Below are 16,512 nucleotides of genomic sequence, written 5' to 3'. Positions count from 1 at the left end.
GGTACTGCGGTCACTGCGTCAACTTCCCGTCGGGCGGAAGAACTCGGTCGCCGTGCGCGCCAAGATGGTGAGGTCGCCCCAGAGCGACCAGGTGTCGATGTAGGCGTTGTCGTAGCGGCAGCGGTCCTCGATGGAGGTGTCGCCGCGCAGGCCGTTGATCTGGGCGAGCCCGGTGATGCCGGTCGGCACGCGGTGGCGGTCGCCGTAGCCGGGGTAGGTCTCGCTGAACTTCATGACGAAGTACGGGCGTTCGGGGCGCGGCCCGACGAGGCTCATGTCGCCGCGGAAGACGTTCCACAGCTGGAGCAGTTCGTCGAGCGAGGTGCGGCGCAGGAACCGGCAGAACCACGGCATGTGGTGCTCGCCCGCGACGCTCCAGCGCGTCGCCGACTCCAGCGGGTCCGCCGGGCGGTGCGTACGGAACTTCAGGAGCGTGAACGGCCGCCCGTCCTTGCCGATGCGTTCCTGCCGGAACACGACGCCCGGCCCCTCGCTGACGCGCAGCCAGAGTGCGCACACCGCGAGGACGGGCGCGGCGAGGACGAGCAGGGCCGCGGAGACGGCCAGGTCCAGGGCGCGCTTGCCGGGGTGGAGGCGGTGGGCGGCGCCGGTCAGCGGGCGGCAGCGGAAGCCGGCCAGGCGGATCTCGGCGCCCCGCTGCTCGGGCACGTACACCGACGGGTCGGGGTCCAGCTCCCAGAATTCGCAGCGCAGTTCGGCGAGGCTGTGCAGCCACGGCCGGTGCTCCGGCGCGCTCGCGCTGCCCAGGAGGATGGCGCGCCGCACCCCGTTCTGGATCACCGCGCGCCGGACGTCGGCGGCGCTGCTCAGCACCGGCACCGGCGGCTCCCCCGCGTCGGGGCGCCGGTCGGCGGTGTCGCCGCTGACGATGCCGACGAGGCGGATGCCGCTCGGCCGGTGGCGCTGGAGCGCGGCGGCGACCCGGGACGCCGCCGCCTCGGGCCCGACCAGGAGCGTCGCGCAGGGCCTGCGGATCAGCGCCGTCCGGTGGCGCCAGAGGATGAGCGTGCGGGCGGCTACGGTGAGCGCGCCGTGCACGGCGCAGCCCGTGACCACCGCGCGCAGCGGGATCTGCCGGAGGCCGGGCAGGGTCGCCGAGGCCGCCGTCAGCACGCACCAGGCCAGCACCACGCGGGCGGCGAGGGACGGGCAGTCGTCGAGGATGTGCCGCCCGTCCAGACGGCGGTAGAGGCCGCCGGCCCGGTGCAGGGCGAGGACGAGGACGAGGAAGCCGGTCACCAGGAGCGGATGGCGCTGCGGCGAGGTCAGCGCGACCGTGCCGAGCAGGGCCGCCGTGGCGTCGGCCGCGAGCAGCAGCGTGCGCGGCGCGTGGCCCCGGGCGGCGCCGCCGACCAGGGTGAACGGGTCGCCCTCGGTCGTCCGCTGGGGGATGACCACGGCGGCGGAGGCAACGGTCTGGTCCTGGGTCACGTCGTGATCGGCTCTCTGTCTGCGGTGGTCGCCGGGCCCGGGACCGCGGACGCGGTGCCTCCCGGGCCCAGAAGTTCGCCGTACACCTCGGCGACCGCCGCGGCGGCGCGCCGTACGTCGTGGTGGGCGCGGACATGGCGGTGGCCCGCACGGCCGCGGGCGCGCAGTCCTTCGGGGTCGCGCAGCAGGCGGCCGAGGGCGCGGCCGAGCGCCGCCGGGTCGTGCGGCGGGACCACGCAGGTGGGCACCATGTGCGGCGGCAGGCTCTCGCGGGCCCCGGCCACGTCGGTGACGAGCACCGGGGTGCCGCAGGCCATCGCCTCGAGCGGGGCGAGCGCCATCCCCTCCCACCGCGAGGCCATGACGACCAGGTCCGCCGCGCGGTACCAGGGCGCCGGGTCGTCGACCGCCCCGACGAGGGTGACCGAGGCGGGCGCCGTGCTCCGCAACGTTTCTGCGTCCGGTCCGTCGCCGACCAGGACGAGCCGGGCCGTCGGGTGCGCGCGGACCACGTCCCGCCACGCCTCGACGAGGAGGTCCTGCCCCTTCTGGCGGCACAGCCGGCCGACGCAGACGACGAGCGGCCCGTCGCCGTACGGCTCCGGGGCTTTCTCCGCGGGGCGGAACCGCTCCAGGTCGACCCCGTTGGGCACGAGCCGCCACTCCGCGTCGATGCCGAGGCTCCGTCCCGCGCGCTGTTCGGCGCGGCTGACGCAGACGATGCGCGCGGCCCAGCGGGCGCCGAACCGCTCCCAGCGCAGGGCCGCCCGCGCGCTCGCCCCGCGCACCGCCTCGAAGGACCAGGCGTGCGGCTGGAACACGGTGGGGACGCGGCCCCGTACGACGAGCCGGGTGATCAGGCCCGCCTTGGCGCTGTGGGCGTGGACGACGTCGGGCCGCACCGCCGCCATCAGCCGGGCGAGGGCGCGCCCCTCGCCGAGCAGGCCCCGGGCCGGGGAGCGCACCGACCGCCACTCCAGGACCGCGCAGTCCGTGTCGGCCAGCAGGCGCGGCAGGTCACCGGCGGCCGGGCAGGCCACGGAGACCCGCATCCCGGCCGCCAGTTGCCCGCGCACGAGGTCCGCCACCACGCGCGCGACTCCGCCGTCGACCGGCTGCGTCACGTGGAGAACGTGCGGCGGCAAGGGTGCAGACGTCACAGGCATCGCCTTGTTCCTTGGCTGAGAGGCGTCCAGGGCAGGGGCACGGCGGGCGGTCAGGAGCGGGCGACGTCGACGGCGCCGAAGAAGACCCCGGTCCAGGCCTCGTCCGTACGGGAGGTGAGGCGGACGTCGAACGCCTTCGCGCCCCGGGGGACGGCCCGGCCCAGTGGCAGGACGTCGGAGTCGTAGCCGAGCGTGTTCTCGTGCGCGGGGACGCGCAGGGCCGGTCGTCCGCCGGGCTCGCTGATGGTCGAGTTGAGGACGTCCCGCGCGGGGTTGGCCCGGTCGGCGAGCGCCACCGGCGCGCCGGGGCCGGACGAGACGGTCAGCGAGTCGCCGGTCCTGCCCCGGTCGCCGTTGTAGGCGACGAACCCGAGGTAGCCGCCCGTGCCGGTGGCCGGGGGCGTGCGCACCCGGAAGTCCTGGCTCGGGTGCTCCTCGTCGAACAGGTCGAAGCCGTCCCGCACGAACACGTGGCGCAGCGGCGCGGACTCCTGCTCGTAGGCGACCACGAGCGTCCAGCCGCCCCAGGCCCCGGCGGCGGAGCGCCCCTTGGCGATGTTGATCTGCGCGACGGTGTAGAGGCCCGGACCGGCGCCGCGCACCAGGTCGGTGACGTCGGCGGAGGCCTGGAACGCGTCCGCGCCGCGCGCCGCCCGGTGCCCGGTCGCGCCGTCGGCGAGGACCTCCTTGTACTGCCCGCCGGGCTCGGCCACGAGCACCCGCCCGTTGTCGCGCGGCGCCTTCTGCTCGCCGACGCGCAGGTTGCCGCCCCAGTACAGGCGGGCGTAGGCGACCCGGGCGCCGTCGGGGAGGCGGACCTCGGCCCGGGACGAGTTGTAGGTGTTCGGGTCGCGGTCGACGTCCGTGTAGTCCATCGCGAACTGGCCGTTGACCGCCGCCGCGCCCGCGCGAGCGCCCGGGCAGCCGATCTTCTCCCCGGCGGCCTTCGCCGCAGGGGCGTCGTCGCACGTGATCGACGCGTTGGCCGCGCGCACGATCCCGCCGTGCAGGACGGCCTCGTAGCGCGTGCCGAACGGGACACGCGGCTGCTCGGCCACCGGCGTCACCGGCGTCGCCGCCGCCTGGCAGGGCAGGGCCACGGCGGCGAGGAAGAGCAGACCCACGGTCGTTCGACGCAGGAGACAGCCTTTGACATTGCGCACGGCCGACTTCCCTTTCAGGGGACAGATAAGAAAGTCATACTTATTCGTCAACCCATCCGGCAGTAACCCCCACGAACGAGAGCGTGAACGTCCCGGCCGGAATGCGGATTTCACTTGATACACGATGTGTGTTGGAGTTGTGAAATTACTGCTCGACTCACGGAGACGCTCCGTGACGCACTTCAATGCCCTAACGCTTATTCACCCGTTCGGAGCCGCAACCCCGGCCATCGCCTCTCCGTTGCACCACAAGCCGGGCACCTGTCCCGGCCGAACAGAACGACCCCCAAGGAGCATGTTCATGTCGCGTACCGCCAAGGCAGTCGTCTTCTCCGCGGTGGCCGCCGCCGCCATGGCCGGCAGCGCCGGTGTCGCCGCCGCCGACGCCGGCGCCCAGGGTGCCGCCAGCAACTCCCCGGGTGTCATCTCGGGCAACGCCGTCCAGATCCCGATCCACATCCCGGTCAACCTGTGCGGCAACACCATCGACGTCATCGGTCTGCTGAACCCGGCGTTCGGCAACACCTGCGTCAACGACTGACGGACAGTCGGCTCTTTCCGCGGCGGCCGTTCCCCGTACGGGGGGCGGCCGCCGCCGTTTGGCCCGTATGAGGGCGGTTCGGTTGCAGGGTCCAGTGGGTCGCCCCACGGTGATCTCAAGCGACACCTTCCTCGAAAGGCGAAAACATGTCCGCTCTGCCCGTACGCCGTCTCGCGACCACTGCTCTCTGCGCGTCCCTCCTGATCGGTGCCGCGGCGCCCGCGTTCGCTGCGGACACCGCCGTCGCCCCCGCCCGCTCCGCCCTCGTCACCGCCGACCTGGCCGCCGCGGCCGACCCGGCGCCACCGTCCGGGATCCTGGCCGGCATCCTCGCGCCGGTCACCGGCCTGCTCGGCGGCCTCCTCGGGACCAACCCCCAGCCCGCGCCGGAGGCCGAGAAGCCCGCGCCGGAGGCCGCGCCCGCCGCGCCCGCCCCGCTCGCCGCCGACCCGGCCGAGGAGAACGCCGAACTGACGCCGCTGGACGCGCAGAAGCAGGCCACGGCGATCGAGAAGGCCCTGCCGAAGGACGCGACCAAGAGCCAGACGGAGGCCATGGCCTCCCTGCACGAGGCGATCGACGCGTACGTGAGGGCGGCGGCCGCGGGCGACACCGACGACGCGGCCACCGACCTGCGGTCCGCCGTGTCGGACCTGGTCGACAGCCTCACCTCGCAGTGGCTCGGCGGCGCCGCGAAGTACTGATCTCCGTTTCCGGCGGCGGGACCGCTCGTTGAAGCGGGTGAAGATCCAATTCCGTCGAAAGAAGGAAAACCATGAAGGCTCTGAAGGCCGCCGCTGTCGTAGCGGGTTCGCTGGTCATCGCCGGTGCCACCGCTCCCGCCTTCGCCGCGGACCCGACGTCGGACATCCCTCCCATGAGCCTCAACGGCGGCCTGAGCGACGCGCTGACGACGATCACCAACACGCCGTCGCTCAGCTCGCCGGTGGACACGAACCTCCTCGACCCCAAGCACGAGAAGGGCTTGGTCGGCAGCCTCACCGGAGGCGCCAAGCTGCTGAACCCGGGCAAGGCCGCCGGCGCTCCGTCCGGCCTCCTCGGCGGTCTCCCGCTCGGTAAGTGACCCACCGCGCGCAGCGCATCGAAAAAATGACATGTCGAATGCCGGTTCGGAAATACGATTTCTCGAACCGGCATTCGCTTTCGACCGTACGAGTGACATTCCGGCCGGGGCCCGATCACCTGTGGCTAGGGTTGCCCGGTGACTTCTACGCCGACTGTTGCCGCCCCGTTCCGTGCGGCAGATCTGGGAACTGTGGCCGTCATCGCCTGGAGCGGTGAGAGCGCGGAAAGCGAAGGCGACACGCCTTTTCTCCTCGCCTACACCACGGGGGATTCCCCGGCGGGCCCCGAGGCCGCCGAGACGGCGCTGCGCGCCCTCCTCGAAAAGAACGGACTGTCCGTCGGCGACACCGTCCACAACGCCGTGCGCCGGCCGAGCTTCCCCGTCTCCCTGCTCGTCGAGGCGGGCCAGGCCGTCCTCACCATCCCGCCGCTGAAGGCCCAGTGCCCGGCGCCGCCCGAATGGCTGGAGGCCGCGGACGCGCACGGTGTCGTCTACTTCCTGTTCACCACGCGCCCCTGGCCCGTCGCGACGCCCGGCCAGGCCGTCGCCGAGGAGGAGCTGACCGCGTTCGTGGGGGACGAGACGACGCTGACGGCCGCGGCGCACTGCCTGCTGCCGGTCCGCCGGATCCGTTCCTAGCGCCGAGGAGGCCGAGTGAGCAGCGACGTCCGGCGGGCCACCGCGCCCGTGCCGTCCCAGGCCGGGCCCGGCGGCGGAAGCGTCCAGCCGTCCCCCCGGGACCGTCCGCGCGGCCTCGCCCTCGCGTGGGTCCTCATCGTCACCGGGGCCGCGGGCCTGCTGGCGTCCTGGGTCATCACCCTCGACAAGTTCAAGCTGCTCCAGGACCCGCACTTCCAGCCCGGGTGCAGCCTGAACCCGGTGGTGTCCTGCGGCAACATCATGAAGAGCGAGCAGGCCGCCGTCTTCGGCTTCCCCAACCCGATGCTCGGGCTCGCCGCGTACGCGGTGGTGCTCTGCGTCGGCACGGGCCTGCTCGCCGGGGCCCGCTTCCCCCGCTGGTACTGGCTGACGCTGAACGCGGGCTGTCTCTTCGGCGTCTCCTTCGTGACCTGGCTGCAGTTCGAGTCGCTGTACCGGATCAACTCGCTCTGCCTGTGGTGCTGCCTCGCCTGGGCCGCGACGATCACCCTGTTCTGGTCGGTGACCGCCGTCAACGTGCGGGAGGGCCGGCTGCCCGCCCCGCCCTGGGCCCGCTCCTTCGGCGCCGAGTTCCCGTGGCTGCCGCCCGTCCTGCACATCGGCGCCGTGGGGATGCTGATCCTCACCCGCTGGTGGGACTTCTGGACGAGCTGACGGGTGCGCCGACGATGAACCCCGAGACCTACCTCACCCGCCGCAGCGCCGCCCTGATCCTCCTCGGCACCGCCGCCACCGCCACGGCCGTCCCGCGCCTGCTCTCCGCCGCCGCCACGCGCCCCGAGACCGAGTCGTTCGACGAGGTGTACCTGGGCCGCCGCATCTCCGGGACGAGACGGCCCGGCGCGGCCGACGCCTGGCACGTCACCGTCGACGGCCGCCCGCTGCACCTCATGCGGCGCGCCGACGGCTCGTACCTGTCCATGGTCGACCACTACGACGCCCACGACAGCCCGCTGGCCGCCGCGCGCGGCGCGGTCGCGGAGCTGGGGGGCCAGGCCCTGCGCCCGCACCCCCGGGAGGCGTGAGCGGTGACGCACACCCGCCAGAACCAGCGGACGCTGAACAAGGGTCAGAAGAAGCGTTTCGTGGACGCGGTGCTCACGCTCAAGCGCACCGGCCGCTACGACGACTTCGTCGGCACGCACATCGACTTCTACCGGGGCGACGGCGACGGCGAACTGCGCGTCGCGCACATGACCCCGTCCTTCTTCCCCTGGCACCGCAAGTTCCTGCTGGAGTTCGAAACGGCCCTGCGGAAGGTCGATCCGGGGGTCACGGTGCCCTACTGGGACTGGACCGTGGACCGTACGCCGGGCGCGTCGCTGTGGGGCGCCGACTTCCTGGGCGGCAACGGCCGCCGCTCGGACCGCCAGGTCACCACGGGCCCCTTCGCCCACCGGCACGGCCACTGGGACATCAGGGTGGCGGTGACGGACGGCGACTTCCTCATGCGCGACTTCGGCCGTCCGAAGGACCCGGTGGACCTGCCGACCGGGGCGGAGCTGGAGCGCGCCATGCGCGAACCCGTGTACGACGCGCGGCCGTGGAACTCGGTCGCGGCCACCGGGTTCCGCAACAAGCTGGAGGGCTGGCCGATCCGGCACGGCGACCGCACCTGGTACAACCACAACCGGGTGCACCGCTGGGTCAGCGGCCACATGCTGGGCGCCGGTTCCGTCAACGACCCGGTCTTCTGGCTGCACCACGCCTTCGTCGACCTGTGCTGGACGCGATGGTGCGCGCGCCATCCGCAGGCGGACCCGTACCTGCCCGGCGAGCACCACCGGAACGTCCTCGCGGTGAACGACCCCATGCCGCCGTGGGACACGCCCGTGCGGGAGATGGTGGAGCACCGGTCCCGGTACGCGTCCGGGTGAACGGGCCCACGTGCGGGCGGACGCGGGGCGGACGGCATGGAGAACGGCCCCCGGCACCGCCGTGCCGAGAGCCGTGGAAAAGCGTGGCGGGCGGGCTCAGTCGCCGTAGCCGCCGTTGTCGCCGTCGCCGTTGCCACCGTCGTCGTGACCGCCGTGGTGGTGACCGCCGCCGTGGTGGCCGCCGCCGTGGTGCCCGTGGTCGTCCGGGCCGTTGTCGGCGCAGCTGTTGCCGAACGCCGGGTTCAGCAGGCCGATGACGTCCACGGTGTTGCCGCAGAGCTCGATCGGGACGTTGATCGGGACCTGGAGCAGGTTGCCCGAGAGCACGCCCGGCGAGTTGGCGGCGGCGCCCGCGGCGTCCGCGTCGGCCATGGCCAGACCGGCTCCGCCGAGCACCATGGCACCCGTGCCGACAGCGACAGCCGCGGCCTTCGCGATGCGAGACATCACGTTCTCCTTCTGCTTGGCAGGTGCGGCCACGTGGTCGCAGCCGTCACCTGTTCAACGGCGCGGCGCGGAGCCAGTAACGGTCCATACCGGGATACATCCTGAAAAGGAGACGAATGCGCACCCTGCGACGCGGGCGTGCCCGACGAGAGGAACCGTATGAAGGTGGTCTGCGTGGGCGGAGGACCCGCGTCCCTGTACCTGTCCATCCTCCTGAAGGCCCAGGACCCGGCCCGCGACATCAGCGTCCACGAGAAGAACCCGGCCGGCTCGACCTACGGCTGGGGCGTCACCTACTGGCCCGCCATGCTCGACACCCTCATGGCGCACGACGCACCGTCCGCCCGCGCCCTCGCCGAGCGCTCGGCGCGCTGGAGCGACGGCGTCGCGCACGTCCGCGACCTCGTCACCGTCCACCACGGCGACGAGGGCTTCGCCGTCGGCCGTCACGAACTGCTCCGCATCCTCGCCGAACGCGCCACCGACCTCGGCGTCTCCGTCCACTTCGGCCGCACGGTCACCCCCGGCGACCCGCTGCTCGACGCCGACCTCGTCGTCGCCGGGGACGGCGCCCGCAGCACCCTGCGCGAACAGCACGCCGACCACTTCGGCACGCGGATCACGGCGGGCCGCAACCGGTTCATCTGGCTCGGCACCACCAAGGTCTTCCGCTCCTTCACCTTCGCCTTCGTCGAGACCGAGCACGGCTGGCTGTGGTCCTACGGGTACGGCTTCGACGGCGAGCACAGCACCTGCATCGTCGAGTGCGCGCCCGCCACCTGGACCGGGCTCGGCCTCGACACCATGGAGCGCGAGGAGGCGCTGCGCCTGCTGGAGAAGCTCCTCGCCGCGCCGCTGGAAGGGCACCCGCTCATCGGCCGTACGGACGTCGAGGGCCCGGCGCAGTGGCAGACCTTTCCCACCGTCACCAACCGCGTCTGGTCCCGCGACAACCTCGTCCTCATCGGCGACGCCGCCCACACCACCCACTACTCCATCGGCGCGGGCACCACCCTGGCGATGCAGGACGCCATGTCGCTCGCGGCCGCCCTGCGAACCCCCGGCCCCCTCTCCCCGGCCCTGCGCGCCTACGAGCGCGAACGCAAGCGCGCGCTGCTGCCCCAGCAGAGCGCGGCACGCCACAGCGCCCACTGGTACGAGAACCTGCCGCGCTACGTCGGCCTGGAGCCGCACCAGATGTTCGCGCTGCTCGGCCAGCGCCACTCGCCGCTGCTCCCGTACGTGCCGCCGCAGTTGTACTACCGCGTCGACCGGGCGATCGAGCGGACACAGGCGCTGCGCTCGCTGAAGCGCTGGCTGGGACCGCGGCTCGCGCGCGTGCTGCAGAAGGACTGAGGACGGGGACGCCCAGGGCCATCTCGGAGACATGTCCACGGATGGACCAATTCGAGAGGCTAGGTACCCATATCCGGTGTGATAGTCGAGTCATCACCTTTTCCCCATCTCTCAGGGAGATTCGATGCGACTCCGCGTATTCGCCGCCGCCGCTGTCCTGGCCGGCACCACGGTTCTGGGCTCCGCCGCCATGGCCTCCGCGCACGCCGGCGACGGCGGCCCCGACGGCGCCACCGCCGTGGGCAACGCCCAGAACAGCCCGGGTGTCCTGTCCGGGAACAACATCCAGGTTCCCGTGAACATCCCGGTCGAGGTCTGCGGCAACACCATCGACGTGATCGGCCTGCTGAACCCGGCGTTCGGCAACGCGTGCGAGACCCAGACCGACTGAGTTCGGCTGACAGCGAGCACAAAAGCGCCCCCACCCGCGGCACTCGCCGCAGGTGGGGGCGCTTGTCACGCCGTAGACCCTGTGGGACTCGAACCCACAACCAATGGATTAAAAGTCCACTGCTCTGCCAATTGAGCTAAGGGTCCACACGTCGGCCGCGGCCGACGCACCCCTGAGCATAGCCGGACGGCGCCGCGACTCCGATCGGGTATCGCCAACACGGGGTGTCAGCACACCGGACCGGCCGCGCGGCGGTGGTCACCGCAGGAACCAGTGGCGGGCCGACACCCCCCACCACACCCCCGCGAACCCGAGCACGACGAGGACGGCGACCGGCGCGTAGTTGAAGGTCTCCCAGGTCACGGGCGAGACCTGGGGCAGCATGAAGAGCACGGTGATGATCCCGACCCAGACCACCGCGACCCCGCCCACCACACCGGACCAGCGGCCCAGGTGCCAGGGCCCGCGCTCGAAGGAACTCCCCTTGCGCAGCCGCAGCAGGGTCGGGACGGCGTAGGCGAGGTAGAGCCCGATCACGGCGATCGACGTCACCGCCGTGTACGCGGTCCGGTTGATCAGATACGGCAGCCCGAGCACCAGCGCGCCCCCGGCCGCCAGCCAGACCGCGGCCACCGGCGTCCGCGTACGGGGGCTGACCGTGCGCCAGAGCCGGGAGAACGGGAGCGCCCCGTCGCGCGAGAAGGCGTAGATCATGCGGCTGTTGGCGGTGACGGAGGCCATCCCGCAGAACAACTGGGCGCCGATCACGACCAGCAGGAGCAGCTTGCCCGCCGTCGCGCCGAGGGCGTCGAGCAGGATCTGCGCCGGGGGCGCGCCGGTCGCCGACTCGCGGGCGCCGTCGTAGGACTGGATGGCGAAGGTGAAGCCGAGCAGCAGCACGAACCCGGCGACCCACGACGTCCAGATGGACCGCACGATCCCCTTCGGTCCGGCCGTGGAGGCGTCGTGCGTCTCCTCGGTCATATGGGCGGAGGCGTCGTAGCCGGTGAAGGTGTACTGGGCCATGAGCAGCCCGATCAGCACGACGTACGCGCTGCTGCCCCACCCGGTGTTGTTGACGAACTCGCCGAAGACGAAGGAGGCGGACTGGTGCCGGTCGGGCACGAGGGCGAGAGCGGCGACGATCACCACGACCCCGCCCACGTGCCACCACACGCTGACACTGTTGAGGAAGGCGACGATGCGGACGCCGAAGGTGTTGAGGAGCCCGTGCAGGACCAGGATCGCCGCGAACAGCAGGATGGTCCGCCCGGGTGTCACCCCGAACCCGAACTGCAGGTTCAGATAGGCGCCGAGGAAGGACGCGGCGCCGAAGTCGATCCCCGCGGTGACGGCGACCTGCCCGAGCACGTTGAACCAGCCGGTGAACCAGGCCCAGGCGGCCGCGGAGCGCGCGGGGGCGAGCTTGCGCGCCCAGAAGTACAGCCCCGCCGACGTCGGATAGGCCGAGCAGATCTCGGCCATCGACAACCCCACGAAGAGGGTCATCAGCCCGACGGCGACCCAGCCCCACGTGATGAGGACCGGGCCGCCGGTGTCCATGCCGAACTGATACATCGTCAGGCAGCCGGACAGGACCGAGATGATCGTGAAGGAGACGGCGTAGTTGGAGAACGCCGACATGCGCCGGGCCAGCACCTGCGTGTACCCGAGCTGAGCGAGCCGCTCCTCGTCCGTCCCGGGCGCGCCGGGCCCGGCTCCCTGATCGGCGAGGCCATCCGCTTCTCTTGTCATGCCCCCAGCGATTCCCTCGCCGGGGGCGCGCCATGCGGCTAGAAGACGCCCTTGTAGACGTTCCATCCGGTGGCGATCTTCACCCGGGGGCCGAAGGAGCCGCCCGCGGCGCCGTCGTAGCGGTACAGGTTCCCGGAGGTGTCCCGGGCCACGAGGTCACTGCGACCGTCACCCGTGATGTCCCCGGCGCCCAGGATCGCGTTGTAGGAGTTGCCCCAGTTACGGAACAACGTGGTCCGCGCCTTCAACCGCCCGTTGCCCGCCCCGTCGTAGCGGTACAGCGTGCCGTCCGTGTGCCGGGCGACGACGTCCCCGGTCCCGTCGCCGTCCAGGTCGCCGGCCGCGATGATCCGGTACGGCGTCCATCCGCCCCCGATCCGCGTACGCGCGCCGAGCGTCCCGTTGCTCCGGCCCGGGTAGGCGAAGAGCTCACCGGTCGAGATCTTGCGGGCGAGGAGGTCGGGCAGTCCGTCGCCGTTCAGGTCGCCGGGAGAGACGAGGTTGTCGTAGGCGTTCCAGCCGGCACCGATCCGGGTGTACGGGGTGCTCGTCCTGAGCGCGCCACCCTCGGTGCGGTAGGAGCGCAGCTCGCCCGAGACGGTCCTGACCAGGGTCTCGTTCCTGCCGTTGCGGTTCGCGTCCCCGAACGGCACGGCGATCGTCCCCGTCGGCCAGCCGCTCGCCGAGGTCCTGCCGGAGAAGCCGCCCCTGCCCGTGCCGTGCTGGTAGGTGAAGGACCCGGAGGAGTTCATGGTGAGCAGGTCGCCGTGGCCGTCCTTGCCGACCATGTCGTGGGGGGCGGGGCGGGCGCCGGTGACCGTGACGGTGCCGGACTTGGTGACCGCGGCGCCCTGCCCGTTCGCGGGCTTCGCCGACAGGGTCCAGGTGTACTTGCCGTTGGAGACGTCGATACCCCCGTCCGTCCTCCCGTCCCACCGCACGACCACCCCGGCGCCGCCCTCGCCGCTGAGGGTCCGCACGGCGCGGCCCGCGGCGTTCTTCACCGTGAAGGTCCACGTGGCCGCGCGGTTGAGCTGCCAACTGCTGTACCAGCCGTGGTCCTCCTCACCGATGTCGAGGTGGTCCTTGTTCACGTTGGACTCGATCGCGGCCAGAGCTTGTGTCGGCACGCCGCTCGGCACGATGTGGACGGCATGGTCCGGACCGGCGTACGCGATACCCCCGCCGAACCGGTCCACCGACCAGGACAGTCGCCGCTGGTCGGCCGTGGTGCCGGCCGCCAGGTCGGCAACGGCGCGCGGCGCCAGGGCGGTGCCCGTGTGGAAGTCGGTGAGCAGCAGCTTCCCGGCGGTGCGGTCGTGCCGGACGAGGTACCCGTCGCCGAGCAGCGCGGGCCCCGAGTCCACGGTGATCTTCTTCTTCGCGGTGAGGTCGTACACGCCCGCGGCGCCCGAGGGCCCGCAGTTCCAGTACAGCCAGCGCCCCATCACCTGGAGTTCCTTGACCGTGCACGGCGCGCCCGTGGACACCGTCGTGACCGTTCTCCTCGTCTTCAGGTCGTACGAGGTGACGACGCCATTGCCGGAGCCGGGCGCCCACAGCCGGGTCCCCCACAAGGCGGCGGCCGTCCTGCTACGGGTGATCCGCTCGGTGTCGATCACGTAACGCGGCACCGCGTCGACGTACTGCTTGCCGGTGGAGGCGGCCTCATGGGCGTAGAAGCGGCCGCTGAGGTCCGTGAACCGGCCGCCCGTCACGCTGGGCTCGGTGCCGTGGTAGCTGTTCTCACTCAGCCATATCTGCGCCCTTTGGGCGCCGTTCTCCTGCATGCTGAAGTAGCCGACGCTTCCGTCGCCGGAGGCCCGCAGCGGGACGCAGCCACCGCCCGGGGCGTCGCACGGGACTCGCTCGGCGTGCTGGCCGTTCGCGAACGTCCCTGCGTAACCGCGCCAGGAAAGGGGGCCGACCGTGCCGTCCGCGAGGAGGGTGCGGTTGGTGACGTACTTTTCGCCGTTGGGCGCACGCTCAACGGTGCTGAGGTTCCCGCCCGCGACGTCCAGACCCCATGTGTCGCCCGTCGGCACGACAACCTCGGTGCCTTCCGAGGGTGCGGCGGTGGCGGTGACGGCCGGAGCGGCCGAGACGGCCCCCACCGCCATGAATGTGACCAGCGAAGCCGACAGCAGACGTGCGTGTCGGGCAGCCCGACGGGCCAAGGGTTCCTCCCCGGACAATGGAGGGTGTGGGGCCCCTCGGCAGAATGTGTATGCCCTATACACAGGGCGCCCAAAGGTTAGCAGCGCCTGAGCACGCGAGAGGCCCGGGAGACGCAATGCGTCTCCCGGGCCTCAACTCACCTACTGCGTTCAGCCGTTGCGCTTCCAGCGCGGCTTCTCGTCGCGGCGGCCGAAGGACGAGCCGGAGCCCGCGCCACGGTGGTCGTCGCGGCGGCCGTACGGGCGGTGGCCGGTCGCGGGGCGGTCGCCCTGGCGGTCGCGGTTGAACGGGCGGTCGCTGCCACGGTGGCCGCCGGACGGGCGGTCGTCGCGGCGGAAGCCGCCTCGGTCGTCACGGCGCTCGTTGTCGCGGCGGAAGCCGCCACGGTCGTTGTCGCGACGCTCGAAGCCACCCCGGGTGCCACGGTCGTCACGACGGTCGTTGTCGCGGCGGAAGCCGCCACGGTCGTTGTCGCGACGCTCGAAACCGCCCCGGGCGCCACGGTCGTCACGACGGTCGTTGTCCCGGCGGAAACCACCACGGTCGTCGCGGTTGAAGCCGCCGCCACGGTTGTCACGGTCGTCGCGGCGGAAGCCACCACGGTCGTTGTCACGGCGCTCGAAGCCACCCCGGGCGCCACGGTCGTCACGACGGTCGTTGTCCCGGCGGAAACCACCACGGTCGTTGTCACGGCGCTCGAAACCGCCACGGCCACCACGGTCGTCACGACGGTCGCGGCGCTCGTAGTTGCCCCGCTCGTCACGGCGCTGACGCGGCTGCTCGTACGAGGACGAGGGCTGCTGCGGGACCTCGGCGGCGGCCTCGGCGACCTGCGCGGCGGCGGCCTCAGCGGCGGCGGCGACGGCCGCGGCCACACCCTCCTCGTCCTCGCCGCGCTCACGGGCGGCGCGGGCGGTGAGGCGGTCGGCCTCCTCGCGCAGTTCGGCGGCGCGGCGGTTGGCCCGCTCCAGCTGCTTGGTGAGCTGGGTGACCTCACGCTCGGCCTGCTGCGCCGCGTTGCCCGCGGACTCGGCCTGGACCTCGGTCATGGACCGGGCGCCGGTGATCTCCGCGACCTCGGGGTCGAAGGCGGCGCCGCCCTGGATGATGTGGCGCGTGGCGTCGACGCCCGCGTCCTCCATCAGCCGGAAGATCTGGCGGCGCTGGTGCGGCAGGGAGAGCGAGACGACCGTGCCGGTGCGGCCGGCACGGGCGGTGCGGCCCGCGCGGTGCAGGTAGTCCTTGTGGTCGCCGGCCGGGTCCACGTTCAGGACGAGGTCGATGCCGTCGACGTGGATGCCACGGGCGGCGACGTCGGTGGCGACGAGCGCGTTGACGTAGCCGTCCTTGAAGTCGGCGAGGGTGCGGGTGCGCGCGCCCTGGGTCATGCCGCCGTGCAGCGCGTCGGCCTTCACGCCCGCCTCGCGCAGCTGCTCGGCGATGCGGTCGGCACCGAGCTGGGTGCGGACGAAGATGATCGTGCGGCCCTTGCGGGAGGCGATGGCCGCGGTGACCGGCGCCTTGTCCTTGGGCTTCACGATGAGGATGTGGTGGGACATCGTCGTGACGTTGCCCTGGGCGCTGTCGACCTCGTGGCTGACCGGGTCGTTCAGGTAGCGGGTGACGAGCGTCTTGATCTCGTTCTCCATGGTGGCGGAGAAGAGCATGCGCTGGCCGCCGGCCGGGACCTGGTCGAGGATCTCGGTGACCTCGGGCAGGAAGCCCAGGTCGGACATCTGGTCGGCCTCGTCGAGGACGGCGACCTCGATGCTGCCGAGGTCGCAGGCGCCGCGGTTGATGAGGTCACGCAGACGGCCCGGGGTGGCGACGAGGATGTCGACGCCGCGCTCCAGGGCGTAGATCTGGTTGCCCATCGACGTACCGCCGCAGACGACCTTCATCTTGAGGCCGACCTGGTCGCCGTAGGGCTGGAGGGCGTCCGCGACCTGCATGGCCAGCTCACGCGTCGGCGTGAGGATGACGGCGCGCGGCTTGTGCTTCTCGCTGCGGCCGCCGGCGAGGCGGGCCAGCGTCGGCAGGCCGAAGGAGAGCGTCTTGCCGGAGCCGGTGCGGCCACGGCCGAGGATGTCCTTGCCGGCCAGGGCGTCCGGGATGGTCGCGGCCTGGATCGGGAAGGGGGTGGTCACCCCGTTCTGCGCGAGCTTGCGGACGACCGGCTCGGGCAGGCCGAGGTCGGCGAAGGTGAGGGTGGGCTCGTCGTCCTCGACGGCGGTGTCGACGTCGTTCTCGACGGTCTCGACGGCCTCGACCGCCGTGTCGGCGGCCTCCACCAGCTCGTCGGTGTCGACGGTGGTGTTCTCGATGGTGTGTTCAGCAGAAATGGACATGCGAAATGCGAAACCTTCCGGAGTCTCGGCACGCGCCCGTCAACTCCGTGTACTTGCGGTTTCGCAAATCGACCGCCTCAATGCGGTCCAG

At 72.1% G+C, this 16,512-nt stretch carries 16 protein-coding genes and 1 tRNA gene; 9 read left to right on the top strand and 8 right to left on the bottom strand.

The window, feature by feature from the left end:
* Positions 1-18 precede the first annotated feature (18 nt).
* The 3 genes from ABZ877_RS29170 to ABZ877_RS29160 are packed head-to-tail and all read right to left on the bottom strand — an operon-like array spanning position 19 to position 3,781.
* Entirely contained in the window at positions 19-1,452 is a 1,434-nt protein-coding gene (locus ABZ877_RS29170; RefSeq protein WP_361076815.1) for an exopolysaccharide biosynthesis polyprenyl glycosylphosphotransferase, read from the bottom strand.
* Positions 1,449-2,618, bottom strand: coding sequence for a glycosyltransferase (locus ABZ877_RS29165; protein ID WP_361076813.1), 1,170 nt, complete (start codon positions 2,616-2,618; stop codon positions 1,449-1,451). Before ABZ877_RS29165 ends, ABZ877_RS29170 begins: the two co-directional genes overlap by 4 nt.
* A 50-nt stretch (positions 2,619-2,668) precedes the next feature.
* Complete coding sequence (locus ABZ877_RS29160) at positions 2,669-3,781, bottom strand: DUF3344 domain-containing protein (RefSeq protein WP_361076810.1); 1,113 nt, start codon at positions 3,779-3,781, stop codon at positions 2,669-2,671.
* A 301-nt stretch (positions 3,782-4,082) separates the two neighbouring features.
* Between ABZ877_RS29160 and ABZ877_RS29155 the strand changes: the two genes are divergently transcribed.
* The 7 genes from ABZ877_RS29155 to ABZ877_RS29125 all read left to right on the top strand — a co-directional run bounded on the left by ABZ877_RS29155 (position 4,083) and on the right by ABZ877_RS29125 (position 7,946).
* Positions 4,083-4,322 (top strand): chaplin, encoded by a 240-nt coding sequence (locus ABZ877_RS29155; protein ID WP_361076807.1) that lies wholly within the window; start codon positions 4,083-4,085, stop codon positions 4,320-4,322.
* Positions 4,323-4,468: 146 nt separating this feature from the next.
* Positions 4,469-5,026, top strand: a complete 558-nt coding sequence (locus tag ABZ877_RS29150) for a hypothetical protein (protein WP_361076805.1) — start codon at positions 4,469-4,471, stop codon at positions 5,024-5,026.
* A gap of 71 nt (positions 5,027-5,097) precedes the next feature.
* Positions 5,098-5,406, top strand: coding sequence for a hypothetical protein (locus ABZ877_RS29145; protein WP_361076802.1), 309 nt, complete (start codon positions 5,098-5,100; stop codon positions 5,404-5,406).
* A 138-nt stretch (positions 5,407-5,544) separates the two neighbouring features.
* Complete coding sequence (locus ABZ877_RS29140) at positions 5,545-6,048, top strand: DUF5949 family protein (protein WP_361076799.1); 504 nt, start codon at positions 5,545-5,547, stop codon at positions 6,046-6,048.
* Positions 6,049-6,183: 135 nt separating this feature from the next.
* On the top strand, positions 6,184-6,723 hold the full coding sequence (locus tag ABZ877_RS29135) for a vitamin K epoxide reductase family protein (protein WP_361076904.1): 540 nt from the start codon (positions 6,184-6,186) through the stop codon (positions 6,721-6,723).
* On the top strand, positions 6,702-7,094 hold the full coding sequence (locus tag ABZ877_RS29130; RefSeq protein ID WP_361076797.1) for a tyrosinase family oxidase copper chaperone: 393 nt from the start codon (positions 6,702-6,704) through the stop codon (positions 7,092-7,094). The genes ABZ877_RS29135 and ABZ877_RS29130 overlap by 22 nt, the downstream gene beginning before the upstream one ends.
* Positions 7,095-7,097: 3 nt before the next feature.
* The gene (locus tag ABZ877_RS29125) at positions 7,098-7,946 is read left to right on the top strand and encodes a tyrosinase family protein (RefSeq protein ID WP_361076795.1); all 849 of its coding nucleotides are present in this window, start codon (positions 7,098-7,100) and stop codon (positions 7,944-7,946) included.
* 96 nt (positions 7,947-8,042) lie between these two features.
* On the opposite strand, the gene ABZ877_RS29120 is transcribed toward ABZ877_RS29125, so the two are convergent.
* Complete coding sequence (locus ABZ877_RS29120) at positions 8,043-8,393, bottom strand: chaplin (protein ID WP_361076791.1); 351 nt, start codon at positions 8,391-8,393, stop codon at positions 8,043-8,045.
* A gap of 159 nt (positions 8,394-8,552) precedes the next feature.
* Between ABZ877_RS29120 and ABZ877_RS29115 the strand changes: the two genes are divergently transcribed.
* A complete protein-coding gene (locus ABZ877_RS29115; protein ID WP_361076902.1) occupies positions 8,553-9,749 on the top strand; it encodes an FAD-dependent monooxygenase in 1,197 nt (398 codons plus the stop codon).
* A gap of 124 nt (positions 9,750-9,873) precedes the next feature.
* Complete coding sequence (locus ABZ877_RS29110) at positions 9,874-10,140, top strand: chaplin (RefSeq protein WP_361076788.1); 267 nt, start codon at positions 9,874-9,876, stop codon at positions 10,138-10,140.
* Between the two features lie 73 nt (positions 10,141-10,213).
* Here the strand turns inward: ABZ877_RS29110 and ABZ877_RS29105 are convergent.
* The 4 genes from ABZ877_RS29105 to ABZ877_RS29090 form a co-directional block, all read right to left on the bottom strand.
* A tRNA-Lys gene (locus ABZ877_RS29105) sits at positions 10,214-10,286 on the bottom strand.
* 112 nt (positions 10,287-10,398) lie between these two features.
* Entirely contained in the window at positions 10,399-11,895 is a 1,497-nt protein-coding gene (locus ABZ877_RS29100; RefSeq protein ID WP_361076785.1) for an amino acid permease, read from the bottom strand.
* 38 nt (positions 11,896-11,933) lie between these two features.
* Positions 11,934-14,015 (bottom strand): FG-GAP-like repeat-containing protein, encoded by a 2,082-nt coding sequence (locus ABZ877_RS29095; protein ID WP_361076778.1) that lies wholly within the window; start codon positions 14,013-14,015, stop codon positions 11,934-11,936.
* A gap of 207 nt (positions 14,016-14,222) precedes the next feature.
* Positions 14,223-16,421, bottom strand: a complete 2,199-nt coding sequence (locus ABZ877_RS29090) for a DEAD/DEAH box helicase (RefSeq protein ID WP_361076774.1) — start codon at positions 16,419-16,421, stop codon at positions 14,223-14,225.
* Positions 16,422-16,512: the final 91 nt, after the last annotated feature.

The organism is Streptomyces sp. NPDC046939 (assembly GCF_040644575.1).
GTDB lineage: Bacteria > Actinomycetota > Actinomycetes > Streptomycetales > Streptomycetaceae > Streptomyces.
The sequence above is the reverse complement of the archived record's forward strand: the minus strand, read 5'-3'. Positions and strand labels throughout refer to the sequence as shown.

What these genes read in the sequence shown, in the direction of transcription:
- ABZ877_RS29155 (WP_361076807.1), top strand. Translation starts at nt 4,083, where the DNA reads ATGTCGCGTACCGCCAAGGCAGTCGTCTTCTCCGCGGTGGCCGCCGCC.
- ABZ877_RS29120 (WP_361076791.1), bottom strand. Translation starts at nt 8,393, where the DNA reads ATGTCTCGCATCGCGAAGGCCGCGGCTGTCGCTGTCGGCACGGGTGCC.
- ABZ877_RS29110 (WP_361076788.1), top strand. Translation starts at nt 9,874, where the DNA reads ATGCGACTCCGCGTATTCGCCGCCGCCGCTGTCCTGGCCGGCACCACG.
- ABZ877_RS29095 (WP_361076778.1), bottom strand. Translation starts at nt 14,015, where the DNA reads ATGGCGGTGGGGGCCGTCTCGGCCGCTCCGGCCGTCACCGCCACCGCC.
- ABZ877_RS29115 (WP_361076902.1), top strand. Translation starts at nt 8,553, where the DNA reads ATGAAGGTGGTCTGCGTGGGCGGAGGACCCGCGTCCCTGTACCTGTCC.
- ABZ877_RS29090 (WP_361076774.1), bottom strand. Translation starts at nt 16,421, where the DNA reads ATGTCCATTTCTGCTGAACACACCATCGAGAACACCACCGTCGACACC.
- ABZ877_RS29165 (WP_361076813.1), bottom strand. Translation starts at nt 2,618, where the DNA reads ATGCCTGTGACGTCTGCACCCTTGCCGCCGCACGTTCTCCACGTGACG.
- ABZ877_RS29145 (WP_361076802.1), top strand. Translation starts at nt 5,098, where the DNA reads ATGAAGGCTCTGAAGGCCGCCGCTGTCGTAGCGGGTTCGCTGGTCATC.
- ABZ877_RS29150 (WP_361076805.1), top strand. Translation starts at nt 4,469, where the DNA reads ATGTCCGCTCTGCCCGTACGCCGTCTCGCGACCACTGCTCTCTGCGCG.
- ABZ877_RS29100 (WP_361076785.1), bottom strand. Translation starts at nt 11,895, where the DNA reads ATGACAAGAGAAGCGGATGGCCTCGCCGATCAGGGAGCCGGGCCCGGC.